Source organism: Oceanimonas sp. CAM02 (genome assembly GCF_032842915.1).
Lineage (GTDB): Bacteria > Pseudomonadota > Gammaproteobacteria > Enterobacterales > Aeromonadaceae > Oceanimonas > Oceanimonas smirnovii.
On sequence record NZ_JAWJBK010000001.1, the window covers coordinates 21,875 to 48,176 of the forward strand.

Genomic DNA, 26,302 nt, shown 5'->3' on the forward strand with positions numbered 1-26,302 from the left:
GTTCTGTTCTCCCTTAATCCAGTGCCAGCCAGGTGGTTTTTAGTTCGGTAAACTTATCAAAGGCATGCAGCGACTTGTCGCGGCCGTTGCCGCTTTGCTTCACGCCGCCAAAGGGCACCGTCATGTCACCGTCGTTATAGTTATTAATAAACACGGAGCCGGCTTTCAGCTGCCGTGCCAGCCGGTGGGCCCGGCGCAAATCCGAGGTCCACAGCCCCGCTCCCAGACCATACTGGCTGTCATTGGCCAGACGCACGGCTTCGCTTTCATGCTCAAAGGCAGTAACGGCCAGCACGGGGCCGAAAATTTCTTCCCGCGACACCGTCATATGAGGGTTCACCTGCTCCAGCACAGTCGGCCCGATAAAATTGCCCGCCTGATCCCGGCCATCCAGGCCCAGCACAGCGCCGTCTTTCAGACCTTCGGCAATATAGCGGCACACGCTGCCGTGATGATCGCTGTCGATCAGGGTGCCCATGGCAGAAGACGGATCCAGCGGATCCTTGGGCTTGAACGCTTCGGCGGCTTTTTTCAGCTCCGCCATAAAGGCGTCCTTGATGCTGCTTTCTACCAGCAGCCGGGTGCCGGCAATGCACACCTGCCCCTGGTTGTAGAAAATACCGGCGGCAGAAGCCCGGGCCGCTTTGGCCAGATCCGGGCAGTCGGCAAACACAATGTTGGCACTCTTGCCGCCGGCTTCCAGCCACACCCGCTTCATGTTGGAGCGGCCGGCATATTCCAGCAGCAACCGCCCCACGCCGGTAGAGCCGGTAAAGGTCAGGCAGTCCACGTCCTCATGCAGCGCCAGCGCCTTGCCCGCCTCATGGCCAAAACCGGGCAGCACATTAAGCACGCCATCGGGCAGGCCTGCTCCTTTAGCCAGTGCCGCCAGGCGAATGGCCGACAGCGGTGACTTCTCGGAAGGTTTTAAAATCACCGAGTTGCCCGCTGCCAGCGCCGGCCCCAGCTTCCAGCAGGCCAGCAGCAGCGGAAAGTTCCAGGGCACGATGGCCGCCACCACGCCAATGGGCTCACGGCTGACCAGCGCCAGCGCATCGGGGCCGGTGGGCGCAATTTCGCCATAAATTTTATCAACCGCTTCCGCATACCAGCGTATGCAGCGCACCGCCCCGGGAATATCATCCCGCAGGCTGTGGCGAATGGGCTTACCGGTGTCCAGGGTTTCCAGCAGTGCCAGCTCTTCACTGTGCTGCTCCATCAGGCTCGCCAGCTTCAGCAACACCGCCTTGCGTGCAGCAGGCGATTGCTGTGACCACACCCCTGCCTCAAAGCTGGCCCTGGCGGCCACTACCGCCATGTTCACATCGGCGTCTCTGGCACGACTCACCTCTGCCAGGGTGGCATTGGTGGCGGGATTAATGCTCGCAAAGCGCTCGCCGGCCACGGCCTCGCGATAGTCACCTTCAATAAACAGCCGGGTTTCAGGTTTCAGCTGGTGTGCTTCGGCCTGCCAGTGGGCCTGAGTTCTGAATTCCATCATGTGTCTCCGCTTTGCATTACAGGTTGGCCGGCGTATGCGCACTGATAATGCGGCATTCCCGGCTCGATGAATTGGTAAAGGTATGGGGCAGGCCAGTGTCTATTACATAACTCTGACCGGCGCTCAGCTGGTAGCGCTCACCGTCCACCGTCAGCTCAATGTCGCCTTCCAGCACAGTGCCCACTTCTTCTCCCGTGTGTTTAATATGGCCGCCGGTACTGGTGCCCGGGGCATAGCATTCAATTAAAAACCCTAATGTGCGCCTGGGGTTGCCGTTGTGCACCAGTTTGAACGACACGCCCCGGCTGCCAATCTCCACCAGCTCGCTTTCGTTAATCACTACCTTGTTGCGGACAGCGGGTTGCTGCTCGGCAAAAAACGCTGACAGCGACATGTCATATACCTTGAGCAGTTTTTGCAGGCTGCTCACCGCCGGGCTCACCTTGTCCTGCTCTATGGTGCAAATGGCACCATGCGTCAGGCCCGATAACTCCGCCACCCGGCGCTGGCTCAGCCCCAGCTGCCGGCGAATGCTGGCCAGCCGGCTGCCCAGTGCCAGCTCATGCCCGCGGCTCACCCCCGGCTCCTTTGCCCGGCATAGTCATGGCAGGCCGCCACAAAGCCGTCAAACAGCGCGCGAGACAGCGGGTTTTCCCGGCTTTGCCACTCGGGGTGCCACTGCACCCCCAGCGCAAAAGGATGATTCACAAGGCTGATGGCTTCTACCAGACCGTCGGGTGCGGTGGCTTCCACCTGCACACCGGGCCCTATGCTTTTGGCACCCTGCATGTGCAGCGAGTTCACGTTAAGCTCAGCGTCACCGGCCAGCCGGGCCAGCACACCACCCACCACCGGAGTAATGCTGTGGGCCGGCGCATATTGTTGCTCCAGCGGTAATTCCTTGTTCTCACGGTGCTCGGCAAACAGACCGGTTTCATGCAACCGACGGTGCAGGCTGCCGCCACTGGCCACCACCATTTCCTGAAAACCGCGACAAATGCCAAACAGTGGCATTTTCATGCTCTGTGCCGCGGCAATCAGCCGCAGGCTGAGCCTGTCACGGCCTTTGTCGGTGTGCGCTTCTTCGCCGGTTTCACCGTAATGATGCGGCTCCATATTGCTGTAGCTGCCGGTCAGCAAAATGCCGTCAAGGCGCGCCAGCATGGCATCAAGGCTTTGCTCGTCTGCACCCAGCTGGTGCACCAGAGGCACAGGCACAGCACCGGCAGCCACAATGGCATCCAGGTATTTCTGCTGCACGGTCAACCCCACATGAGGCCCCAGCTGCTGCTGACAAAGGATCACGCCCACCCAAGGCTTGTTAAATATATAAACCATCGACATAAGCATCCACCCGCTCTAAATTTTGAACACTTCGCCTCTGAGACGAGGAAACCGTAAAAAATATAGTCAAAACCCTAGCATCACCGTTTTGAAACCACAATAATTTTTAACACTTGCAAAACAAATTAAACAATCCTAAGTTATCACCGTAAATTATATTTAACGGTCACATGGTGGTGAAATCATGCAAGCAAACACAACGGTTACAGCCCTTCCTTCTGCCGGCGAGCCGGCCTTAACCCCCTTTGAACAGGAGGTAGCCGCTTACCTTGCCCGCTATCCCGACACTCAGTATGTGGACGTATTACTCACCGATCTTAACGGTATCTTTCGCGGCAAGCGGCTGCCGGTAACTGCCCTCGACAAGCTGGAAAACGGCTGTTTTTTCCCCGCGTCCATGTTTGCCATGGACTTTCGCGGCAACGTAGTGGAAGAAACCGGCGTCGGGCAGGACATCGGCGAGCCGGATCTGCCCTGCTACCCCATTGCCGGCACCCTGGTGCCCTCAGCCGCCGACTCCGACAGCGTAGCCCAGCTGCTGCTAACCATGGTGGATGAAGACGAGCAGCCTTTTGCGCTGGAGCCGCGCAATGTGCTTAACCGGGTCTGGCAGGAAGTCAAAGCCAGAGGCCTGACGCCGGTCATTGCGCTGGAGCTGGAGTTTTATCTGGTAGACAGAGACAGAGACGAACAGGGTCGGCTGCAGCCTCCCCGCTCCCCCCTCACCCAAAAGCGCGACACCTACAGCCAGGTATATTCGGTCGATAACCTTAATAACTTTGCCGACATTCTTGCCGACATAGACACCATTGCCGAGCGGCAGAAGCTGCCTGCCGACGGGGCCGTGGCCGAGGCCGCGCCGGGCCAGTTCGAGATCAATATGCATCACGGCAGTGATGTGCTGGCCGCCTGCGATCAGGCACTGGCACTGAAACGGCTGATCAAGCTGGTGGCGGAGCAATATGAAATGGACGCCACCTTTATGGCCAAGCCCTATGAAGAGCACGCCGGCAGCGGCCTGCATGTGCACATCAGCGTGACCGATGAGCAGGGGGTGAACCTGTTTTCCGATGATCAGGGCGAAGACACTGCGCTGCTCAAGCGCTCACTGGCAGGCATGCTCGATTTAATGCCCGACAGCATGGCGCTGCTGGCCCCCAACGTGAACTCCTTCCGTCGTTTTCAGCCGGGTATGTATGTGCCGGTGCAGGCCTCATGGGGTCACAACAACCGCACTGTGGCCCTGCGCATTCCCGCCGGCGACGACGAGGCCCGCCGCATTGAATACCGGGTGCCCGGTGCCGATGCCAACCCTTATCTGGTGGTGGCCACCATACTGGCCGGTCTGCTGCACGGGCTGGATAACCCGGAGCTGCCGCTGCCGGCCCCTGTGGTGGGTAACGGTCTGGAGCAGCAAGGTCTGCCTCTTCCCACCCGCCAGAGCAGTGCCCTGGCCAGGCTGGAAGGCAAGACCCCGCTCAAGCACTACCTGGGGAAAGACTTTATCGAGGTATACCGTATCTGCAAAAACGACGAGCAGCTGGAATTTGAAAAGCGCATCACCGACATAGAGCTGGAATGGATGCTGAAAAACGCCTGATGCCGGAACATATCTGAAGAGCGCCCCAAGGTGCCGACCTCACGACCAGAAGGAAAATGATGATGGAACATCCCGACACCCTTGCAATGACCCCCAGTGTAAAATGGCCACCACTCTGGCGTGGCCTGGCGGTGGCCAGCCTTGCTGCCATGGTCTTTGCCTGGCTGGGCTTTACCCATGAACAAGGCAGTGACTATGGCGCGCTCAGCTTGTTGCCTGCCGCCCTGGTGATCACCATGGCGGTCATCACCCGTAAAACCGTGGAGTCTTTGCTGGCAGGCAGCCTGCTGGGGCTCTTGCTGATCAACCCGGGCGATTTGATCAGTCCGCTGGCAGACGTGACCCTGGCAGTGATGATGGATGAAACCATCGCCTGGCTTATTCTGGTCTGCGGCATGATGGGCGGCCTGATTAACCTGCTGGCCCGGGGCGGCGGCGTGCACAGCTTTGGTGCTGTCATGACCCGCATTATCAAAACCCCGAAAAGCGCCATGGCCGGCACAGTGGGCCTGGGGCTGGTGGTGTTTATTGACGACTACCTCAACTCGCTGGCGGTATCGTCCTCCATGAAGCGCATTACCGACAGCTTTAATATCTCCCGGGAAAAACTGGCCTACATCGTCGACTCCACCGCCGCGCCCATCTGCATTCTGGTGCCGGTCTCTACCTGGGCGGTGTTTTTTGCCTCGCTGCTGGAAGACTCGGGCGCAGCAGAAGGCGGCAAGGGCATGTCGCTCTATGTCGCCAGCATTCCTTACATGCTGTACGGCTGGGCCGCGCTGGCGGTAGTGGCGCTGGTGGCAGCAAACAAACTGCCGGATCTGGGTGCCATGAAAAAGGCCGAAGCCCGGGCCAGAGCCGGCCAGCCGGTACCGGAAGGCTGGCAGGATGAAGTCACCGCTGAGCCCGCCAACGCCGTGCCAGGCTGGCTGGGACTGACCAACTTTCTGCTGCCCATGGTGGTGCTGGTGCTGGCGAGCGTGTATTACGACATTGATCTGCTCAAAGGCGTACTGGTGGCACTGGGCGTCACCATGGTGCTGTATTCGGTACAGCGGCTGCTGTCGTTTCAGCAGCAGGTGGATGCCACTCTGGACGGCTTCAAGGTCATGCTGTATCCGCTGGCCACCGTCTGTGCCGGTTTTATTCTGAAAGAAGTGAATGATCAGCTGGGCATGACCCGCTACATCATCGATACGGCCACACCGCTGATCACACCGGCGCTGCTGCCTGCCATCGTGTTTCTGGTGATGGCAGCGGTGGTGTTCAGCACGGCATCAAGCTGGGGCGTGTTTGTGATTTCGCTGCCCATCGTCGTGCCCCTGGGCCAGGCCATGAACGTGCCCATGCCGCTGGTGGTGGGCGCCCTGCTGTCGGCCTCGGCCTTTGGCAGCCACGCCTGCTTTTTCAGTGACTCCACCGTGCTCTCGGCTCAGGGGGCCGGTTGCGACACCATGGATCACGCCATGACCCAGCTGCCCTACGCCCTGATTGGCGGTGCCATCACGCTCGCTGCCCTGCTGGCCGCCGGCTTCTGGATGATGTAACAACACCAAGCTGTAAGCCATCAGCGATCAGCTGTAAGCCGCCCAATGTAACCTGCAGGCACCCTATCATGCCTGCAGGTTATGGGGTTGACTTATGGCTGACAGCTTAAAACTTACAGCTTCCGAAGGGGATTAGATTCCCAGCAGCCACCTCAGGGCCATGCCCACCACAGTGAGCACTGCAACCCCGGCAAGGTAAAGCCCGGCAAACCACAGCCAGCTTTTCTTGCCGGCCATCAGTAACCTTCCTCAAAGTCTTCTACCTTGCCCGAGAAGATGCGGTAACCCCACAGGGTATAGGCACAGATCAGCGGCAGAAAAATAAGCACGCCCGGCAGCAGGAACTTAAGGCTGGTATCAGGCGCACTGGCCTGGGCAAAGGTCAGCTGATGAGGAATAAGATACGGGAACAGGCTCACCACCAGCCCCGCAAAGCCCATCACAAACAGGCCGCAGGCCAGCCAGAACGGCCGGGTTTCATGGGGTTTACCGTCAAGATCCCGGTACAGCAGCACACCCAGCAGCGCACTCAGCAGCGGCAGCGGAGACAGCCACAACAGGTTAAGGCCGTCAAACCAGCGAGCGCTCACTTCCTCGTTGGCCAGCACCATCCACAGGCTCAGCACCAGCAGTATGGCCATAATCATGATCACCAGCCTGCGTCCCAGATGCGCCGCCCGGGCCAGCATTTGCCCGCGGCTTTTCAGCACCAGATAACAACAGGCCAGCAGCGCATAAGCCACCATCAGTGCAAAACCGGTAAAAATGCTGAACGGACTGAGCCAGGCCAGGGCGCTCAGCTCGGCGGGTGCGGCATCTACGCCCTGCACCACAGAGCCCAGAATGGCCCCCTGACAAAAGGTGGCTACCGTAGAGCCCAGCCAGAACGACTTGTCCCACCAGGGCTTGGAGCGATTCGATTTAAAGCGGTATTCAAAGGCCACCCCACGAAATATCAGGCCAATCAGCATAATAATAATGGGTGTATACAGGGTAGACAGCACCCCCGCATAAGCGGCAGGAAACGCCGCAAACAGCACCACGCCGCCAAACACCAGCCAGGTTTCGTTGCCGTCCCACACATGAGAGATGGAGCGCATCATATGATCCCGCTCGTTTTCGCTGCGAAACCAGGGATACAAAATGCCCAGGCCCAGATCAAAGCCGTCCAGCACCACATACATGAGGACGGCAAAGCCCAGCAGCAAATAATAAAACAGCGCCAGATCCATATCAGTTCTCCACCACGTCACGTTGCAGTTTCTTCACCCACTCCAGGGCAAAGCCGGGGGCATTTACGCCTATCATGTGCTGCTCCAGGCGCGCCATGTCCGGCGGCCCCTTGCGTATCAGCTTGGCCATAAAATAGAGATACACGCAAAGCAGCAGGCTGTAGGTCAATACAAACAGGGTCAGCGAGAACAGAATACGCTCCGGCGGCAACGGCGACACCACATCCATGGTGCGCACCAGACCGTGCACCAGCCAGGGCTGACGGCCCACCTCGGCCACATACCAGCCGGCCAGGGTAGAAATCACGCCAGAGGGAATCATCAGCATCATCAGCCACTGAAAGGGCCGGCTCTGAAAGTTGCCATTGCTGCGGCGCAGCCACAGGCCCCACAAGGCGGCCACTATCATCAGCACACCCAGCCCCACCATAATGCGGAACGAAAAGAACACCAGCGGCACATGGGGTCTGTCTTCGGCGGCCACCGACTTGAGCCCCTGCAGCTCGCCGTCGGCATCATGAGTGAGGATCAAGGACGCCAGCTTGGGAATTTTAATCTCAAAGTGGTTGGTCTCGGCTTCCATATCAGGCCAGGCAAACAGCAGCAAGGGCGCGCCGGTTTCGGTCTCGGGCCAGATGCCCTCCATGGCCGCCAGTTTAATGGGCTGATGCTCTTTTACATTCAAACCGTGAAAATCACCCACCACCGCCTGCACCGGAGCCAGCAGCAGCGCCGCCCACAGCGCCATGGACAGGCCCTTGCGGCCAAAGGCCAGATCCCGCTTTTTAAACAGATACCAGGCACTGACACCACCAATCACAAAAGTGGCGGTCAGCATGGATGCCAGCAGCATATGAGACAGCCGGTACGGCATGGACGGGTTAAAAATCACCTCCATCCAGCTGGCCACCTCAAAACGACCATCTACCAGCTCATAGCCGGCCGGCGTCTGCATCCAGGAGTTGGCCACAATAATCCAGAAGGCCGAGATCCAGGTGCCCACCGCCACCACACAGGTGGCAAAAAAGTGCAGTTTTTCTCCTACCCGCTGCCAGCCAAACAGCATAATGCCGAGAAACCCCGCCTCCAGAAAAAAGGCGGTCAGCACTTCATAGGCCATTAACGGCCCCAGCACGGCACCGGTAATTTCGGAGAAGCGGGAAAAGTTGGTCCCGAATTCATAAGACAGCACGATGCCGCTCACGACCCCCATGCCAAAGGTAATGGCAAAGGGTTTAATCCAGAACTTGGCTAATTGAAAGTAAACCGGGTTGCGGGTTTTCAGCCAGAGCCCTTCCCAGATGGCAATGGCCGTGGCCAGACCAATGGTAATGGCAGGAAAAATAATGTGAAAACTGACAGTAAAGGCGAACTGTATTCGCGACAGTATGGCGGCATCAAGCTCCATGGATCCTCCTTATCGGACCAGCTGGCGGCGAACCAGTGCAGGCAGGCCCGCCATAAGAAGAACGATAACAATAGCGGAAAATTCCATTATCAGGGTGATCAGGCTCATAATTATAATGCTCACTCGTTAGTCTGGTTACTCTAATCAGGCACAAATCATGCCAACATCATAGCTACTTACTCCCTCCTTGCTCTGAATCAATAAAACGCGCAAAATTTGTGTTAACCGACAACAAGGTTTACAGTTTTTCACGCCCCAAGTGTCAACCTTATTTACACCGGACTTGCTGTTATGCCGCTGGAATTTGCCTTTGAACTCATGATGATGCTCACCAGCGGCTGCGCCCTGCTGGTGTCGGCCTGGTTGTTCTGGCGGGCCCGCCGGCAGCGCAGCATGAAGGCGCTGGCCGGCTTTGGCGTTATGATGGCGCTCTGGTGCGCCGGCCATGTGGCGGTGTTTTATGGCTGGCATACCACCGGCATGGCGCTGATCCTGGCCAACCCGCTCATGCCCACCTTTTTTCTCGACTTTGCCATTGGCTTTGTTAATCAGGGGCCGGCCCGGCGCGTCTGGCTGAGCCGGCTGGCCCGCTTTCGCGCGCTGCTTTATGTCACCGCCGTGCTGGTCAGCCTCGGCACCCTGTGGCTGGGGGGCGGCAGCATTATCGCCTTTGGCCCCTTTGAGCATTATTTTGTATTTCACGGCAGTGGCTGGTTCAACATTGGCTACACCATTTTTATCGGCATGCTGGCCCATGCCCTGCTGCTGTGGGGATTTATGCGCCAGCAGGGCAACCGCCGCCGCTCCATTGCTGCCATGTTTGCCGCTGGTGCCTGGGGCCTGTTGTTGGCCACCAGCTTTATCTTTCCGTCGCTGGGGCTGCTCTGGTATCCCTGGCCCATGCTGCTGTTGCCAAGCTATGTGCTGCTGCTGGTGTATGGGGTGGTGCGCTACCAGATGCTGGAGGTGAACGCCTGGGCCAACCGCGCCCTGCTGTGGATTTTAATGACAGCTCTGCTGCTGGGGCTGATGGCGCTGTTCAGTGCCATGGCCGGCCAGCTGGGCATGCAGGCGCTGGCGGCGGTGCCGCAGTGGCAGCTGTGGCTGTATTCGGTGTTGCTGCTGATGCTGGCACTGACCCTTTACCGGCCGGTCAGTGCGCTGGTGGAGCGGTTAATTTATCCGGGCAGCCGGCTCGATGAACAATTGCTCGACACCTGGCTGGCACAGTTAAGAGACACCGACAGCTGGCACTCGCTGGCACAGGAAGCCGAGCAGCTGCTGGCCCGGCAAATGGGCCAGCCGGTTACCGTGCGGCTGCTCACCACAGCCCCCCGCTTTGAGCCCGGCCCGGGGCTGGAGCTGTGGTGCCTGCATCATAAGCAAGACTGGCAGTTCCGGCTTAAAGGCTTTGATGATGTCACACCGGGCATGCGTCTTACCGCCGAAGTGTTCGGCTCCTTGCTGGCCACCCGCTGTGGCCTGCTGGAACGCTCGCTGCAGCTGGCCGAAGCCGAGCGCAAGCGGGTATCAGAGCAGCATCTGGTGGAGCTGGGCGGTCTGTCAGCGGCCATGGCCCATGAGCTGCGCAACCCGCTTAATATTATTTCCATGGCCACTGCCGGCCTGGAAGCCGAGCGCAAAGCCATGATTCAGGATCAGCTCAAACGCGCCGACCGGCTGATAGTAGACATGCTGGCCTATTCCGGTCAGCTGCATATTCAGCCCAGAGCCGTGCCGCTGCTGCCGCTGCTGCACAGCCTCAGGCCCCAGTTCAACTGGCAAGACGTGCAGCTTGAGCTGACGCTGCCCGATGACTATCAGGTGTTTGCCGATCCCTATCGTCTGCAACAGGTGCTGACCAACCTGCTGGATAACGCCCTGTCGTTTGTGCGCAACCAGCCGGATGGCCGCATTGTGCTGGCGGCCGGCACGTCGGCGGGCGAGCTGTGGCTGCATAACAACGGCCCGGCCATTCCCCCCGATATGCAGGCCAGACTGTTCCGGCCTTTTGTCAGCCACCGCCCCGGCGGCAGCGGTCTGGGGCTGGCCATAGTGCAGCGCATTATGGAGGCTCACGGCGGTCATATTCAGTTTGATAACAACGCCGGCTGGCCGGTGAGCTTTATGCTTTATTTTCCCGAGGAGCCCGCATCATGAGCAACGCCCGCATTGTGGTAATTGACGACGAACCCGCCTTTCGCACTCTGAGCAGCCAGTGGCTGCAGGCTGAGGGCTATGAAGTGCACACCGGGGCCTGCCTGGATGATCTGCGTGAGCTGCTCACCAGGGTGGATGCCGATCTGATCCTGCTGGATCTTTCCATGCCACCGGCCTTTGATCCGCGCCAGACGCTGGCCGCGCTGCCGGAATTTACCGACAGACCGGTGATCATTTTAACCGGCCATGGCGAGCGCGAACTGGCACTGGAAGCCCTGCGCCAGGGTGCCTGGGATCTGCTGGCCAAACCCATGGATCCGGATTTGCTGGCAGTGGTGATCCGCCGGGCCATTACCAAGCATCAGCTGGTGCGCGAACTCAACAGCCTGAAAACCCGCATCAGCAAACAGCACCCCATCACCACCCTGATTGGGGCTTCACCGGCCATGAACAACACACGGGCGCTGGTCAGCCGCATTGCTCCCACCGATGTACGGGTGCTGGTCACCGGCCCGTCCGGCACCGGCAAGGAAGTGATCTCCCGCGCCATTCATGATCTCAGCAGCCGGGCTCATGGTCCTTTTATCTCGGTGCACTGCGGGGCCATTCCTGCCGAGCTGCTGGAAAGCGAGCTGTTCGGCCATACCAAAGGGGCCTTTACCGGGGCCGATCGCAACAAGGCCGGCCTGCTCAAGCTGGCCGACGGCGGCACCTTGTTTCTGGATGAAATTGGCGATATGCCCCTGGCCATGCAGGTAAAACTGCTGAGAGTACTGCAGGAAGGCAGCTTTTATCCGGTGGGCGGGCGTGAGCTTGAAACCATTAACGTGCGGCTTATTTCCGCCACCAACGCCAGCCTGCCCGATAAAGTGGCCAGCGGCGAATTCCGGGAAGACTTGTTCTACCGCATCAAGGGCGTGACCATAGAAACTCAGGCGCTGGATCAGCGCCCGGAAGACATTCCGCTGCTGATCAGCCACTTTCTGGAACTGCAGGCCCAGGGCAACGGCCGGCCACCGCTGCACCCCGACACCGCCGCCTTTAACTGGTTTATTCAGCGGCGCTGGCCGGGCAATGTGCGCGAGCTGAAAAGCACCCTGGACAGCGTGGCCGCCATCGCTCAGGGCGGCATTATCACACTCGACGACATTGCCCTGCTCTACCCCGACGCCAAAGACAGCCACCAGGCGCTGCCGGCGGCCACCGGAGACACCCTGGATGCCCAGGTGCGGGCACTGGAAATATCACTGATTAGCAGCGCCCTGGCCAGCCACGACAACAACCGCACTCACGCCGCCCTGGCGCTGGGCCTGTCTCGCCAGGGCCTGCTCAAAAAAATAGAAAGATACGGATTATAGGCCCGCGTTTATCAAACGGGGCCTTCACCATTAACCGCTGCAGCTGGCGTTGGCCGCGGCTTGCTGCGCTTTTTCAATACGGGTTTGAGTGGCCGGGTGGCTGGAGAACAGGCCGCCGCCATTACCGCCGTGCTTCATCAGCTTTTGCTGAGCGCGCACCGCCGCATAGGGGTCCATCCCCTGCTGGCACAGCACTTCCACACCGTAGGCATCCGACTCCAGCTCATCTTTCTGAGAAAACTGAGCGCTGAGGAACTTGGTACCAATATCACCATACTGGGAAGCCGCCAGCTGTCCAACGGTGCCACCGGCTGCCACCGCTGCCTTCTTGGCCGCTTCAGTCAGGTAAGCGGTTTTAAACTGGTTCAGGGAGTGCTCAAACTTAACGTGACCAATTTCATGACCAATCACCGCCATCAGCTCGCCGTCGTCCATAATATCCATCAGGCCGGAATAAACACGCACCGTGCCATCGGGCATGGCAAAGGCGTTAATTTCGTCAGCCTCATACACTGCAAAGTTCAGCGGCGTGCCATCGACACTGGTCAACCCCTTGGTCAGGCGGGCCAGACGCTGGCTGTAACGGCTGTTTTTGGCAGACAGTTTATTTTGCGAATCCATCTGCCTGGCAGACAGACTGGCCTGAGCCTGCAGCTCCTGCTTGGACAAAGTCATGCCTTTAAACGCTGTTAAGCCGGCATCCATATAGCCGCCACCATTAGACACACAGCCAGACAGGCCGGCCACTGCAACCAGGGCGGCAATCACGGTTTTTTTCATATAAATGCTCTCTTATTAATTGTCAGCAACTGAAGCGTTATCACTTCGTTTTTCAACGTGGGCAATGTAAATAACTATAGATTCAATCGCAACCGTCACATTCAGTAAATAAGTTTCTTCTGAATCTGATTTAACTGCCTATACTGCCTTTATTGATCCTTCGCAAAAAGACAGTTCAACAGCACTGTCATGATGCGCGCCATTATCAAATAAAGAGGCAACACCATGCTGAGAAAACTGAAAATTGGCCCCCGTTCGGTTCTGTCGTTCAGCGCCCTGGGTCTTGTTACCCTGCTGCTCGGGTTAACCGCCATACTGCAATTCAGCCGTGTAGGCGATGAAGTCAACATCATGGCCGACCGGCGCATTCCCGCCGCCATCAAGGTGGGTGAAATACGCCGGGACTTTCTGCTCATTCGGCTTTATACCCTGAATGCCCTGTATGCCGACACGTCTCAGCGCAGGCAGAATGCCCTTTCCCGGCTGCAGGAGCTGGAGTCCAGTTTTCAAAGCAATATGCAGGAAATGAGCGGTTATATCGAGTCGGAAACAGGCAGCCGGCTGATGGCCGATATCAGCGCCAGCAAAGAAAAATATGATCAGCTGCAACAACGGCTTATCGGCATGATCAACGCCGGTCAGCTGGAGCTGGCAGAGCAGTTCCGTTATCAGGACTTTGACGGCACCGGACTGCAGGTTACCAATTATCTGAATGAGCTGGGCGCAGATCAGAAAACCCGGGCCAACACCGCCGCCGCCGTTACCAATAACATGATTTCTTCGTCCAGCACCATTATGGTGGTCGCCATTCTGGTGGCCATTGTCCTGGTGATAGTGCTGGCCCTGTTGTTCAGCCGCAGCCTGCTGCTGCCCATTCGCAAGGCGGTAGAGGTGAGCCGCACCATCGCATCCGGCAACCTCACCAGCCAGTTTAATGACGATGCCAACGACGAAGCCGGCGACATGATTCGTGCCCTGCGGGACATGCAGCAACGGCTCAAGCAGACCATAGTGGAAATTAATGACTCATCCAACCAGCTGGCCTCCACCGCCGAAGAGCTCAATGTGGTAACGGATCAGTCTACCCGCACCCTGCAGCAACAAAGCGATGAACTGGAGCAGGCCGCCACCGCCGTTAACGAAATGACCTCAGCGGTAGAAGAAGTGGCCCGCAATGCCGCCGCTACCTCACAGAACTCAGACACCGCCGACGACAAGGCCCGCATTGGCCGCGACAAGGTTTCTCACACCATTAATACGGTGGCAGAGCTGGAGCAGGAAATTACCAATACCCGCCATGGGGTAGAAAGCCTGGCAACCCGGGTGCGCGACATTGGCACCGTGCTGGATGTGATCCGCGGCATTGCCGAGCAAACCAACCTGCTGGCGCTGAACGCCGCCATTGAAGCCGCCCGTGCCGGTGAATCGGGCCGCGGCTTTGCCGTGGTGGCCGACGAAGTACGCGCACTGGCGCACCGCACTCAGGACTCCACCAAAGAAATTGAGGCCATGATGCACGCCATTCAGGGCGAAACCAACGACACCGTAAACGCCATTCAGGTCAGCACCGAGCGCAGCGCCCAGACCCGGCAAATTGCACTGGAAGCCGGCGACGCCCTGGAGCTGATTGCCGAAGCCATTATGCAGATAAACGAACAAAACCAGACCATTGCCAGCGCCGCCGAAGAGCAGGCCTCGGTCTCGCGGGAAGTAGACCGCAACCTGGTCAATATTCGGGATCTGTCGGTGCAAACAGCAGCCGGTGCCAACCAGACCAACGCCTCCAGCAACGATCTGGCCCGTCTGGCCGAACAGCTCAACCAGCTGGTGAAGAAGTTTCAGGTTTAAAGAGATAGGGAGTGGTGAGTGGGGATTAGTGAATGGTGAAAAGGGAGTCGTGAATGGGAAGAGAGTGGGGGCAGTATGCAGAATCATAAGAGTCTGGAGGCATGGCAGCAGTCTATGCTGCTGGTCAAACTGACATACCTGGTTTCCGCCTCTTTTCCCAGAACAGAGCAATTTGGCTTAACCTCACAAATGCGGCGTGCAGCCGTATCCATTCCGTCAAACATTGCAGAGGGGGCAGCAAGAGGAACAAGCAGAGAATACCTCTACTTTTTAAGTGTTGCCCGAGGCTCATTAAGTGAGCTTGATACTCAGTTTGAAATAGCCAGGATGCTTAACTTTATTGAAAGCAAGCATCCTGCATTTCAACAGCTTGATACCGTATCGCGGCTGTTGACAGGTCTGCACCGTGCAATGCACAAGAAAGTAAAAGCAGGGCGCTAACCCATTCCCCCTTCACACATCCCTGCTCACTACCCTGCCCCTTCACTATTCCCTCTTCACACCTCCCCTACTCGTCACTACTCCCTCTTCACACCTCCCCAGCTCACCCCAAATTGGTATAAAACACGATCAGCACTGCAATGGGAGTAAGATAGCGCATCACGCCATACCAGATGCCGTGCCAGCGCTGGCCAAGCTCGGCGGCGGAGTGCGCCGGCTTCATTACCCAGCCGGCGAAGATGGCGGTAAGAAACGCGCACAGCGGCATCATGATGTTGGCGGTAAAATAGTCGTACAAATCAAACAGGGTCTTGCCTTCAAAGCGCTCAAACATGCTGAGCGGCGCAAAGTCAGACCACATATTCAACGACAGTAGTGTAGTAATACCAATCAGCCAGGCTACAAAGCCACCACCAATGGCTGCTTTCACCCGGCTGATGCCCCGCTCATGCAAATGACTGACCATCGACTCCAGCATGGAGATAGACGAACTCCAGGCCGCAAACAACAGCAGCACAAAAAACAGCAGGGCAAAAAAGCTGCCGCCGGGCATCTGGCCAAAGGCCACCGGCAGAGTCACAAAAATCAAACCTGGCCCCGCACCTGCTTCAAGACCGTTAGCAAACACCACCGGAAAAATGGCCAGGCCTGCCAGCAGAGCCACACAGGTATCAAGAATAGCCACGGTAAAGGAAGTGCGCACAATCGACACATTTTTGTTGAGATAAGCGCCGTAAGCCATCATGGCACCGCTGGCCAGACTAAGGGTAAAAAAGGCATGGCCCAGCGCCACCAGCACCGCCTCGGCGGTCAGGCTGGAAAAGTCGGGCCGGAACAAAAAGCTCACCGCCTCACCAAAATGCCCGGTAGTGGTGGCATAACCCACCAGGATCAGCAGCAGCACAAACAACGCCGGCATCAGCTTGGTTACCGCCCGCTCCAGACCATGGCGCACACCGCCCGCCGACACCAGCACGGTTAACCCCATAAATACCGAGTGCCACAGCAACAGCTGCCCCGGCGACGCCAGCAGGTTATCAAACAAGGTACCCGAGCGCTCGGCACTGATATTGCTCAGCTCACCGCTGGCCGCCGACACAATATAGGGCATGGTCCAGCCGGCAATCACGCTGTAAAACGACAGGATCAAAAACGAGGCCACAGTGGCCAGAATGCCAATGCCCACCCAGCCACGAGACTTGCCCTCGGCCCGGGTCAGCACCTGCATGGTGCCAATGGGGCTTTTGCCGCCGCGCCGGCCCAGCATCACCTCTGCCATCATGATGGGAATGCCGATAACAGCAATACAGGCCAGATATACCAGCACAAAGGCACCGCCGCCGTTTTCGCCGGTGATGTAAGGAAACTTCCAGATATTGCCAAGCCCCACGGCCGAGCCCACCGCCGCCATAATAAAAGCGAACCGGCTGGACCACTGAGCCGGACTGGCACCGGCTCCCTTTACACTGTTAACCACACCCACTCCGTTTTTCGTTTTAGCCTGTTGGCATCATCAGCCACCCCGGCTAAAGGTGTAAAGAATGGCTGACAGCATGTCCTGCTATTTTGCCACCTTACGTTCAAATAAAAAACGGCTCGGATTAAAAAATGAAGACTAATCCGCCTTCAGCACGCCTCTGCGTATCTGATCCTCCTCAATAGACTCAAAAAGCGCCTGAAAATTACCTTCGCCAAAGCCCTCGTTGCCCTTGCGCTGAATAATTTCAAAGAAAATGGGGCCAATCACGGTATCGGTAAAAATCTGCAGCAAGAGCCCCTGCCCCTGAGTAGGCGCACCGTCCATTAAAATGCGATTGCGTTGCAAGCGCGCCACATCCTCACCATGGCCGGGCAGGCGATCATTCAGACGCTCATAGTAAGTGTCGGGCGTGCTCATAAAGCTCATGCCGCCGGCGCGCAGCTGCTCTACCGTGCGATAAATATCCCCGGTGCCCAGAGCAATATGCTGAATGCCCTCGCCTTTATACTGGCGCAAAAATTCCTCAATCTGGCTGTGCTCGTCGGAAGACTCATTAATGGGAATACGAATTTTGCCGCAGGGGCTGGTCATGGCCCGGGAGCGCAGCCCGGTAAGCTTGCCTTCAATATCGAAATAACGAATTTCGCGAAAATTAAACAGCCGCTGATAAAACCCGGACCAAGTGTCCATATGGCCGCGGGCCACATTATGAGTAAGGTGATCAATGCAGGTCAGCCCCACGCCCTTCGGGTGGTGCTCCACGCCCTCAATGGGGCGAAAATCCACATCATAAATGCTGTGATCACCGTATCTGTCTACCAGATAGATAAGCGAGCCGCCTATGCCTTCAATGGCCGGGATCTGCAACTCCATGGGCCCGGCACCGGACGGCACCACTTTGGCTCCGTCGGCCTGCAGCCGGCGAATGGCCGCCGCTGCATCTTTCACACGAAAGGCCATGGCATTGGCACAAGGGCCATGCTCCCGCGCAAAGCGCGCCGCCTGGCTGTCGGGCTCGGCATTCAGAATAAAGTTGATATCGCCCTGACGATACAGGGTCACATTTTTGCTGCGATGGCGCGACACCGCCGCAAACCCGAGCCGCTCAAACAACTGCGCCAGCCGCTCGGGCTCGGTGGAGGCATATTCCACAAACTCAAAGCCGTCAGTGCCCAGCGGGTTTTCCCACAAATTATTGTTACTCGCCGCCATAACGCCCTCCTCACCCGAACATGGCGGATTAAGTATAGAGGCGGGGATGAAGAATGAAGCCGGAGCGAAAGGAGAGGTGTAAAGAAATGATTACAGAGACCCCCTCCCTGCCTCCCCCTTAACAAGGGGGAGGAGCACATACTGTTCCCTCCCCTTTTCAAGGGGAGGGCTAGGGTGGGGTTTGCTTCAGGTTCCACTACACTATTCCCATGAGCACCACCTTCAACCGCAAATCCCAGCTGCCCTTTCGCAGGGCACTGCGGCAAGAAATGACAGCACCGGAACGAATACTCTGGCAGCAACTCAGAGCCGGGCAAACCGGCGTAAAATTCCGGCGGCAGCACGGCATTGGCCCCTATATCGTTGATTTTTACTGCCCAAGCTTAAAACTGGTACTGGAAATTGATGGTGACAGCCACTTTTTGAATGAAGCAGCGCTGGCCTACGATCAGCAGAGAACGTTGTATTTATCCCGCTTGAGTATTGATGTGCTTCGGTTTACCAATCTGGAAGTCATGCAGAATCTGGATGGCGTGATGGCCGTGATTATGGAATATGTGCGTTCTTCAACAACCCCCTAAGAGAGAAAACCCCCTCCCACCCTCCCCCTTGAAAGGGAGAGGAGCAAAACAGCGGCATCCCCTTAAAAGGGAGAGGAGCACATACTGTTCCCTCCCCTTTTCAAGGGGAGGGCTAGGGTGGGGTTTGCTTTCAACCCCCTCCCACCCTCCCCCTTGAAAGGGAGAGGAGCAAAACAGCGGCCCCCCTTAAAAGGGAGAGGAGCACATCTCTGTTCCCTCCCCTTTTTAAGGTGAAGGGCCAGGGTGGGGCTTGCTTTCAACCCTCTCCCAACCTCTCCCTTAAAAGGGAGAGGAGCAAGACAGCGGCATCCCCTTGAAAGGGAGAGGAGCACATTCTGTTCCCTCCCCTTTTTAAGGTGAAGGGCTAGGGGGGTTAGCTCCGCCACCGGCTCACGCCAGAATATCCGCCTTCCAGCAGCTCCTTTACAAAAGGTGACGGCAGTTGGCTGTCGGCCAGCAGAAACACCTGCTCGCGGGCGCGGGTCAGGCCCACATAAAACAGCCTGCGCTCTTCTGCGTGAGGAAAGTCTTCTTTGGCGGGCAGCAGTGCATCCAGCAAAGATGCCTGCTTTTTCTCAGGCGGAAAGCCATAATGGCCGCGGGCAAGGCCCAGCATAATCACACAGTCGGCCTCTTTGCCCTTGGCACCGTGCAGGGTCTGGGCGTTCAGGGTCAGGCCGGCAAAGCGTTTGCGCCAGCCGGCCAGCAAATCATCATCGGGCAGGCTAAAGCGAAAGCGAGACAGCACATACACACTCGCCTCGGGCCGCTGCGCCGCAATTTGCCCCAACAAGCGGGCCACGGTGTCCATGGTGTTATCAGACGTAACCGGCAGCACATGCACACAGGGGCCTTCGGAGCGGGTAAGGGTGCTTAAGGTTTTGGGCAACTGCTGCGGATTGCGGGTAACAAAGCGGCTGGCTACCTTTTCAATCACGTTATTAAAACGAAAGGTAGTATCAAGGGCCGTTACCGCACTGGCTCCAAAAAAGTCGGCAAAGCCGGTGGTCACAGACACATCCGCCCCGGTGAAGCGATAAATGGCCTGCCAGTCGTCGCCCACGCAAAACAGTGCCAGCCCGGGGGCAGCCTTGCGCAGTGCCAGCAGCAGGCCGGCCCTGTGCTCAGAAATATCCTGAAACTCATCCACCAGCACATGCCGCCAGGGCACCACAAAACGGCCGCTGTACACCAGCTCGGCGGCCTGCTCTATCATGTCATCAAAGTCAATTTCGTTATGCTCGCACAAATACTGCTGATAGCGCGCCAGCAAGGGCCGCACCAGTGCCAGCTGCTCAGCCTGCTCCGGGGTTAACTGCTCGGGCGCGCCATACAATTTAAGCGCCGCCACCAGCGGTGCCCACTCTCGGGCCAGGCGGGCAAAATCGGGGGTTGGCACCGTCTGAAAACGATGCTGGCGCAGCCAGGCCAGCAGGCGCACGCCATAGCTTTCATCCCCGGCCAGCTGTTCCAGCCAGCGGGCAAACATGCGCTGTTTGTGCTGCTCATTACCGGCCAGCTCGCTCAGTGCCGGAGCCCGCCCCGTGGCCTGCGTAATAATATTCAGCCCAAGGGCATGAAAGGTGCTTACCTGCACATCACGGGCATTATCGGGCAGGCGCTGGCGCATTTCTGCCGCCGCCTCATTGCCAAAGGCCAGCAGCAGCACCTCATGAGCATCGGCCTGGCCTGATGCCAGCAAAAACGCGGTGCGCGCCGCCATCACGCTGGTTTTGCCGCAGCCGGCGCCGGCCAGCACCAGGTTATGATCTTCATCGGTCACGCAGGCCAGACGCTGGGCCACCGTCAGCGGATGGGCCTCCAGGGTATCAAACAGCGTTTTATGCTCTCTCAGCGCCTGCTGGCAATATTCCTCTGTGCACTGCTCACGCCAGTCGTCATTTGCCTGCTGCAAGGTGGCCACCAGCTCAAAGGCCGCATACACACGGTCACTCAGGCCCTCGGGCAGGGTAAAGGCATGCCACTGCACCGGCTCGTCTTCAAGCCACAGCTTCAGCTGCTGCCAGCGGGAATAGCGCAAATAACCCATTTCCAGCAGCGCCAGGCAGCGCTCCGCCAGCGGCAGCACCCGCGCCCCGTGAAACTCAAACCAACCCAGCGCCAGCTGTTGTGCCAGCGCACCGGCCCGGGCAGCAGGCAGCCAGGCGCACACCAGCTGGCCGTCGTGGCAGTCCAGCACCAGCTGGCGAAATAACCGCCCCTGCTCCAGCTGCGGCGGGGCCAGCAGCTCATGCCAGCCCAGTGCATGCTGCTCATCCTTAAGATGTAACACCGGACCGTGCGCCGAAGCAGTTACCGCCACAAACGGATGGTTAAACAGCTGGCCCAGCCAATGGGCTTTGCAAATGAACATAAATAAGCCTTAAGACAGGGTATTAATCACTTCGCCCAATATCATGTGAGTGCGCACCGTTTTAATATGAGGTGTGTGCTCAATAATATGGCGAATGGCATCCAGCCGCTCCATTGACTCGGCTTCCACATAGACCAGCATGTCGGTTTCGCCGCTGATGGTATAGCACAGCTTAATTTCGGGCACGGCCCGCAGTGGCTCGGCATATTGCTCGCACTGGCGCACATGATAACAAAGGGCAAAATAGGCACGCACCACGCCCTTGGGCTGCCCCACCCGGGCATGATACCCCTTGATAACGCCCCGCTCTTCCAGGCTCTTGATGCGCTCCGACACCGCCGAACGCGACAGGTTTACCTCACGGGCAATGCTGGCCACCGCCATACGAGCGTTTTCCGTGAGCAAAGACAGAATTTTCTGGTCGAACTTGTCCACTGTTACCTCATTTTCACGCTGCCGGACAAACGCCGGGTAAAAGCGACGTTTTGCCGACTGAAAGCATCATAGTGCCAAGTGGGGTTGAAAGAATGTGGCGGTAATATATCAGAATTACTGAATACGGATTTAAAACTCGATGGGACGATTACATAAAGAGCTGGGCCTGGGCTACGGCACCGGCATGATGGCCACCTCGCTGCTGGGCAGCGGCATTTTTGTGGTGCCGGCAGTGGCAGCCAGCCTGGCCGGGGCCGACTCACTCTGGGCCTGGCTGTTACTCATGGTGCTGGTGCTGCCGGTAGCCTTTACCTTTGCCCGCCTGGGCCGCGCCTTTCCCCATGCCGGCGGCGCACCGCACCTTATTGGCCGGGCGCTGGGGCTGCCCATGGAAAAACTCGCCGCCTTTTTATTTCTGGCGGTGCTGCCCGTGGGCCTGCCCGCCATGCTCACCCTCACCACCGGCTTCTGGCATGCCCTGTTTCCGCTGAACAGCACGGGTGATCTGCTTATTCAGCTGGGCACCCTTGGTCTGGTGCTGGTGCTGGGCAGCCGCCCCAGCGGAGCCTCGGGCCTGGTGCAGTTATTAATTGCCGTGACCATTGTCAGCCTGCTGGTGGCAGTGTGGCTGGCAGGCGATCTGGCCACCAGTGCCGCCACCACTCTGCCGGCGGCATCGTCAGTAAGCTGGAGCGCCCTGCCCGCCGTGCTGGCAGTGATGTTCTGGTGCTTTGTGGGTCTGGAAGCCTTTACCCACATGGGCGAGGAATTTCGCCGGCCCGAGCGGGACTTTCCGCTGGCGCTGCTGTTTGGTGTGCTGCTGGCGGGTTTTATCTACTTCGCCTACGCCATGGCGGTAGTAAAATTTGGCCTGTTTGGCGACGAGCGCACCAACACCACGTCATTCCCGGTGCTGCTGGCCATGCTGTTTGGTGAAAAAGGCCGCTGGGCCGCCGCCCTGGTGGGCTACGCCGCCTGCTTTGCCAGCCTCAACCTCTATGTGCAGGGCTTTGGCCGCCTGCTGTGGAGCATGGCCGACGAAGGCAAACTGCCCGCCTCGTTAAGCAAACTTAACCGCCACGGCGCACCCTTTGCCGCCCTGTGCTGGGTGGTGGCAGCCAGCGTCATTTGTGTGCTCGCCGCCTGGCTGTTCAGGCTGCCGCTGGAAACCTTAATGCGCTACGCCAACGGCAACTTCGTGCTGGTGTATCTGCTGGCCATGGTGGCCGGAGTAAAACTGCTGCAGGGGTTCTGGCGCGCCCTGGCCGTGGTGGCCACCCTGCTGTGCGCCGGCGTATTTATTTATCTGGGGCTGGAAGCCGGCTACGCCCTGGCCATGGGCGCAGGCTTTGTGCTGCTGCGGCGGTTCCGGCAACCCCAACCTGGCGTAACTGCTCCTCCCCCAGCCAAATAAACCCCACCCTAACCCTTCACCTTACAAAGGGGAGGGAATCAATCCGCTCCTCCCCCTTTTTAAGGCGGAGGTCGGGAGGGGGTTAAAGGCCAACCCCACCCTAACCCTCCCCTTATAAAGGGGAGGGAATAATTGCTCTGTGCCCCTCTCCCTTTTAAGGGAGAGGCTGGGAGAGGGTTAAAGGCCAACCCCTTTTTCTCCTCCGTCGCCAATAATTTCAATTTACTGTACCCTATGCGCGCCCCATCCAGCTCAGGAACAACGGATTGACCGCCATTAAACAACGCCAGGTATTTTATCTTCACGGCTTTGACCCTCGCGGAGCCGCCCACTATCACCGGCTCTATCGCGAGCAGGCAGCGCAGCAAAGCAAGGTAACCGGCCTGAATATTAACGTGGCTGACCGCAAACGCCACAGCAGCCACAGCCACCAGTGGCAGCTGAATGCCAGCGGCACGCAAAGCAACTACTGCTTTTTAAGCTGGGACGACATAGTGCGCCGGCACTGGGCCAAAGGCTGGCGGCAAATAGTAAGTGATGCCCTGTATTTTGTTAGCGCGTATTTACTTTCCGGAAAAATATTCCGCTTTGCCAAAGCCTCTCCCAAGCAGCTGATGGCAGGGCTTTATCCGCTTATTTTTTTACTGCTGAGTGTGTTTGCGTCTTTGTGGCTGTCGGGTATGGCCGCCGCCCAGCTACCCTGGCAAATGGCGCAGTGGCCCGCCGGGCTGGTGCTGTTTGCAGCCCTCATGCACGGCAGCAAATGGCTGGGCAACAAAATGGCGGTGTTCTGGCTGTTGCGCATTTATGCGTTCTCGGCGCGCTGGGCCAACGGCAGGGTGCCGGAGCTTGAAGCCCGCATTAATCACTTTGCCGGCCAGATTGCCAATGCCATTAACGATGAGCGTAACCAGGAAGTGGTGGTCATCGCCCACAGCGTGGGCACCATGGTGGCCATGCCCGCCATGGCCCGGGCGCTGGAGCTGATTAGCAACAAAGCCAGGCTGGCCAACCAACGCGTGGTGCTGATCACGCTTGGGCACTGCATTCCGCTGGTAAGCTTTCATCGCAAGGCCAGCGCCTTTCGTGCCGACATGCGCGCACTGGGGCACACGCCCGAGCTGCTGTGGCTGGACTACACAGCCCCCACAGACGGAGCCTGCTTTCCGCTGCTGAACCCGGTAACGTCCTGCGGCGAAACCTGCGCCCCCAATGCCGGGCCGCGCATGCTCTCTCCGCGCTTTTTTACGCTATTTCATCCGCCGCATTATAAAAAACTGCGGCGCGCCTGGTATACCATGCACTTTTTATACTTAATGGCCACCGACAAGCCCGGCCCTTACGACTTTTTTGCCTTTACTGCAGGGCCTCTCGCCATTGCCAGCCAACTGAAGGAGCGAACATGAGCTGCCCGGTATTTCCCAAACCCGCCAAAAGCAAAGCCTCGCTGTGGAAAGTGTTTTTCACCAAGCGCCACTCCTGGCTGGATGCACTCTATGAGCGCAGCTACGGCATGAAAATGGGCGAATACAAACTGCCCGGCCTTACCCTGTATATGGTGAACCAGCCCGAACTGGTAAGAAACGTCATGGTGCAAAACATGGCCAACTTTCCTAAAAACCAGATGCTGGGCGATATTTTAGAGCCGCTGCTGGGCGAAAGCATTTTCACCACCAACGGTGAGCAATGGCAAAAACAGCGAGACATGCTCGATCCGGCCTTTAAACACGCACGGGTGCAGCAGGTATTCGGGCTGATGCAAAACGCCGCTCAAGACATGCTGGCACGGCTTAAAAACCACCAGCCCGGGCAAGATATAGATCCGGAAATGACCTTTGTCACCGCCGACATTATTTTTCGTACCATAATGTCGGCCAAACTGAACGAAGCGCAGGCCAACCGCATCCTTGAGGCGTTTGTGCGCTTTCAGGCCGAGTCGCCCAAACTGGCCTTAAAAAAAATGTTCCGTCTGCCCGGCTTTATGCAGCGTGGTGCCAGTGAGCGCCAGCGCATGGCCGCCGCCAAAGAAATTCGCGGCACCATAGAAGACATTATTCGCCCGCGCTATGAGCAGGCCGAGGCCGCCCGCGCCGGCTGCCCCAACGCCAGGGCAGAGCTGGAAAACCAGCAGGATATTCTCTCTTCCCTGCTGCTCACCACAGACCAGACCACCGGCCAGCCCTTTAACTTCAACGAAATAGTGGATCAAATATCCATGCTGTTTCTGGCAGGCCACGAAACCACCGCCAGCTCACTCACCTGGTCTCTCTATTTGCTGGCCCTGCACCCGCAGGTGCAGCAAGACGCCTATGAAGAAGTAGCCAGAGTGCTGGCAGAGCAACCCATGAGCGTGGCAGCCATTCGCAAAATGGTGCTGGTGCGGGACGTCTTCCGGGAAGCCTTGCGGCTCTATCCGCCGGTCGGGTTTTTATCGCGCGAGTGCGCTCACGCCACCGAAATGCGAGACAAACAAATGAAAGCCGGCAGCACCGTTATGGTTTCGCCCTGGCTTATTCACCGCCATAAAGACTACTGGCACAACCCGCACAGCTTTGACCCCTATCGCTTTACCAGCAAAGAGCTGAAAACGCCGCTCAGCAAATCTTACCTGCCCTTTGGTGCCGGCCCGCGAGTGTGCATTGGTGCCGCCTTTGCCCAGCAGGAATCCAGCCTGATACTGGCCAGCATTTTGCAGCACTACCACATATCCATGCCACCAGGCTTTGAGCCCCAGCCCGTGGGCCGGCTCACCATTCGATCCGAAAACGGGCTGCAGCTAATTCTTACACCAAGGAACAAGCAAGAACCTTGACTGCTCCCCTCCCTAAAGGAAGGGGATTCCCAATTCATCGAGAACAGGACACGGAGACTAACCCCATGCCACTTACATTCTCTCCAAGGGCTAACACCGCCAGCCCGGCGGCTTTAATGTTGGTCGCGGCGTTAATGTCGCGGTCATGGTCTGCGCCACATTCGGGGCAGCTCCATTTCCTGACCGACAGCGGCAGCGACGACAAGGTATGTCCGCAACCCGAACAGCGTTTGGAGCTGGGGAACCACTGGTCAATGGCGGCCAGTGAACGCCCGGCCCATTCCGCCTTGTACGCCAGTTGGCGCACGAACTCGCCCCAACCGGCGTCGGCAATGGCTTTGCTCAGTTTCGGGTTGCGGATCATGTTTTTCACTTTCAGGGATTCGACGCAGATCACTTGGTTCTCGTTAATCAGTCTGCGGGACAGCTTGTGCAAGTTGTCCTGTCGGCAATCGGAGATTTTGGCGTGAAGTTTCGCCACCTTCTGCCGGGCCTTGGCACGGTTGGCCGAGCCGAGCTTTTTCTTGCTCAGCCGGCGCTGTGCCTTGGCCAGTCTGGCGGCGTATTTCGCGGTATGGCGGGGATTGCCGATCCGTTCACCCTTGTCGGTGATAAACAGATCTGTCAGGCCCAGATCAATGCCGGTCATGTTCGGTGTGACAGGCAATTTTCTGGGTTCGAACTCACACAGGCAGCTCACGAAGTAACGGCCTGCCGAGTCCTTGGAAACGGTCACGGTACTGGGCTCGCCGGGCAGTTCACGGCTCCAGCGAAT

General features: G+C 58.0%; 21 protein-coding genes. 10 read left to right on the forward strand and 11 right to left on the reverse strand.

The window, feature by feature from the left end:
- Nucleotides 1-13: 13 nt before the first annotated feature.
- The 3 genes from puuC to puuD are packed head-to-tail and all read right to left on the reverse strand — an operon-like array spanning nt 14 to nt 2,845.
- Nucleotides 14-1,498 (reverse strand): aldehyde dehydrogenase PuuC, encoded by a 1,485-nt coding sequence (puuC, locus tag R0I78_RS00105; protein ID WP_317073864.1) that lies wholly within the window; start codon nt 1,496-1,498, stop codon nt 14-16.
- A 19-nt stretch (nt 1,499-1,517) separates the two neighbouring features.
- Nucleotides 1,518-2,078 (reverse strand): HTH-type transcriptional regulator PuuR, encoded by a 561-nt coding sequence (puuR, locus tag R0I78_RS00110; RefSeq protein WP_317073844.1) that lies wholly within the window; start codon nt 2,076-2,078, stop codon nt 1,518-1,520.
- Nucleotides 2,075-2,845 (reverse strand): gamma-glutamyl-gamma-aminobutyrate hydrolase, encoded by a 771-nt coding sequence (puuD, locus tag R0I78_RS00115; RefSeq protein WP_317073845.1) that lies wholly within the window; start codon nt 2,843-2,845, stop codon nt 2,075-2,077. The genes puuR and puuD overlap by 4 nt, the downstream gene beginning before the upstream one ends.
- Nucleotides 2,846-3,029: 184 nt before the next feature.
- Here puuD and R0I78_RS00120 point away from each other — a divergent pair, with 184 nt between their 5' ends.
- Both R0I78_RS00120 and R0I78_RS00125 read left to right on the forward strand, forming a co-directional pair.
- A complete protein-coding gene (locus R0I78_RS00120; RefSeq protein WP_317073846.1) occupies nt 3,030-4,445 on the forward strand; it encodes a glutamine synthetase family protein in 1,416 nt (471 codons plus the stop codon).
- A 62-nt stretch (nt 4,446-4,507) separates the two neighbouring features.
- On the forward strand, nt 4,508-5,992 hold the full coding sequence (locus tag R0I78_RS00125; RefSeq protein ID WP_317073847.1) for a Na+/H+ antiporter NhaC family protein: 1,485 nt from the start codon (nt 4,508-4,510) through the stop codon (nt 5,990-5,992).
- A gap of 236 nt (nt 5,993-6,228) precedes the next feature.
- Here R0I78_RS00125 and cydB read toward each other — a convergent pair whose 3' ends face one another.
- Complete coding sequence (gene cydB, locus R0I78_RS00130) at nt 6,229-7,224, reverse strand: cytochrome d ubiquinol oxidase subunit II (RefSeq protein ID WP_317073848.1); 996 nt, start codon at nt 7,222-7,224, stop codon at nt 6,229-6,231.
- Nucleotide 7,225: 1 nt separating this feature from the next.
- Nucleotides 7,226-8,632 carry a cytochrome ubiquinol oxidase subunit I gene (locus tag R0I78_RS00135; RefSeq protein WP_317073849.1) on the reverse strand — a complete coding sequence of 469 codons (1,407 nt, stop codon included), beginning with the start codon at nt 8,630-8,632 and terminating at the stop codon, nt 7,226-7,228.
- 291 nt (nt 8,633-8,923) lie between these two features.
- On the opposite strand from R0I78_RS00135, the gene R0I78_RS00140 reads away from it, so the two are divergent.
- Both R0I78_RS00140 and R0I78_RS00145 read left to right on the forward strand, forming a co-directional pair.
- Nucleotides 8,924-10,792 (forward strand): ATP-binding protein, encoded by a 1,869-nt coding sequence (locus R0I78_RS00140; protein ID WP_317073850.1) that lies wholly within the window; start codon nt 8,924-8,926, stop codon nt 10,790-10,792.
- Entirely contained in the window at nt 10,789-12,150 is a 1,362-nt protein-coding gene (locus R0I78_RS00145; protein ID WP_317073851.1) for a sigma-54 dependent transcriptional regulator, read from the forward strand. Before R0I78_RS00140 ends, R0I78_RS00145 begins: the two co-directional genes overlap by 4 nt.
- Nucleotides 12,151-12,180: 30 nt before the next feature.
- Here the strand turns inward: R0I78_RS00145 and R0I78_RS00150 are convergent, their stop codons facing one another.
- A complete protein-coding gene (locus R0I78_RS00150; RefSeq protein WP_317073852.1) occupies nt 12,181-12,930 on the reverse strand; it encodes a M48 family metallopeptidase in 750 nt (249 codons plus the stop codon).
- A gap of 225 nt (nt 12,931-13,155) precedes the next feature.
- On the opposite strand from R0I78_RS00150, the gene R0I78_RS00155 reads away from it, so the two are divergent.
- Both R0I78_RS00155 and R0I78_RS00160 read left to right on the forward strand, forming a co-directional pair.
- Nucleotides 13,156-14,778 carry a methyl-accepting chemotaxis protein gene (locus R0I78_RS00155; RefSeq protein ID WP_317073853.1) on the forward strand — a complete coding sequence of 541 codons (1,623 nt, stop codon included), beginning with the start codon at nt 13,156-13,158 and terminating at the stop codon, nt 14,776-14,778.
- Nucleotides 14,779-14,892: 114 nt separating this feature from the next.
- Nucleotides 14,893-15,219: a four helix bundle protein gene (locus R0I78_RS00160; protein ID WP_410506557.1), complete on the forward strand. Its 327-nt coding sequence runs from the start codon at nt 14,893-14,895 to the stop codon at nt 15,217-15,219.
- Between the two features lie 103 nt (nt 15,220-15,322).
- Here the strand turns inward: R0I78_RS00160 and R0I78_RS00165 are convergent, their stop codons facing one another.
- Nucleotides 15,323-16,696, reverse strand: a complete 1,374-nt coding sequence (locus tag R0I78_RS00165) for a sodium-dependent transporter (protein WP_317073855.1) — start codon at nt 16,694-16,696, stop codon at nt 15,323-15,325.
- 138 nt (nt 16,697-16,834) lie between these two features.
- Nucleotides 16,835-17,911: a 4-hydroxyphenylpyruvate dioxygenase gene (hppD, locus tag R0I78_RS00170; RefSeq protein ID WP_317073856.1), complete on the reverse strand. Its 1,077-nt coding sequence runs from the start codon at nt 17,909-17,911 to the stop codon at nt 16,835-16,837.
- 209 nt (nt 17,912-18,120) lie between these two features.
- On the opposite strand from hppD, the gene R0I78_RS00175 reads away from it, so the two are divergent.
- Nucleotides 18,121-18,492: an endonuclease domain-containing protein gene (locus R0I78_RS00175; protein ID WP_019933302.1), complete on the forward strand. Its 372-nt coding sequence runs from the start codon at nt 18,121-18,123 to the stop codon at nt 18,490-18,492.
- Between the two features lie 373 nt (nt 18,493-18,865).
- Here R0I78_RS00175 and R0I78_RS00180 read toward each other — a convergent pair whose 3' ends face one another.
- Nucleotides 18,866-20,866, reverse strand: coding sequence for a UvrD-helicase domain-containing protein (locus R0I78_RS00180; protein ID WP_317073857.1), 2,001 nt, complete (start codon nt 20,864-20,866; stop codon nt 18,866-18,868).
- Nucleotides 20,867-20,875: 9 nt separating this feature from the next.
- Nucleotides 20,876-21,301 (reverse strand): Lrp/AsnC family transcriptional regulator, encoded by a 426-nt coding sequence (locus R0I78_RS00185; protein WP_317073858.1) that lies wholly within the window; start codon nt 21,299-21,301, stop codon nt 20,876-20,878.
- A gap of 139 nt (nt 21,302-21,440) precedes the next feature.
- Here R0I78_RS00185 and yjeH point away from each other — a divergent pair, with 139 nt between their 5' ends.
- From yjeH to R0I78_RS00200, 3 genes are all read left to right on the forward strand, one after another.
- Nucleotides 21,441-22,715, forward strand: coding sequence for an L-methionine/branched-chain amino acid transporter (gene yjeH / locus R0I78_RS00190; protein ID WP_317073859.1), 1,275 nt, complete (start codon nt 21,441-21,443; stop codon nt 22,713-22,715).
- A gap of 266 nt (nt 22,716-22,981) precedes the next feature.
- Nucleotides 22,982-24,121, forward strand: coding sequence for a hypothetical protein (locus R0I78_RS00195; RefSeq protein ID WP_317073860.1), 1,140 nt, complete (start codon nt 22,982-22,984; stop codon nt 24,119-24,121).
- Nucleotides 24,118-25,527, forward strand: a complete 1,410-nt coding sequence (locus tag R0I78_RS00200; protein ID WP_317073861.1) for a cytochrome P450 — start codon at nt 24,118-24,120, stop codon at nt 25,525-25,527. Before R0I78_RS00195 ends, R0I78_RS00200 begins: the two co-directional genes overlap by 4 nt.
- A gap of 34 nt (nt 25,528-25,561) precedes the next feature.
- Here the strand turns inward: R0I78_RS00200 and R0I78_RS00205 are convergent.
- The coding region (locus R0I78_RS00205) for a transposase (RefSeq protein WP_317073862.1) at nt 25,562-26,302 on the reverse strand (741 nt) is incomplete at its 5' end.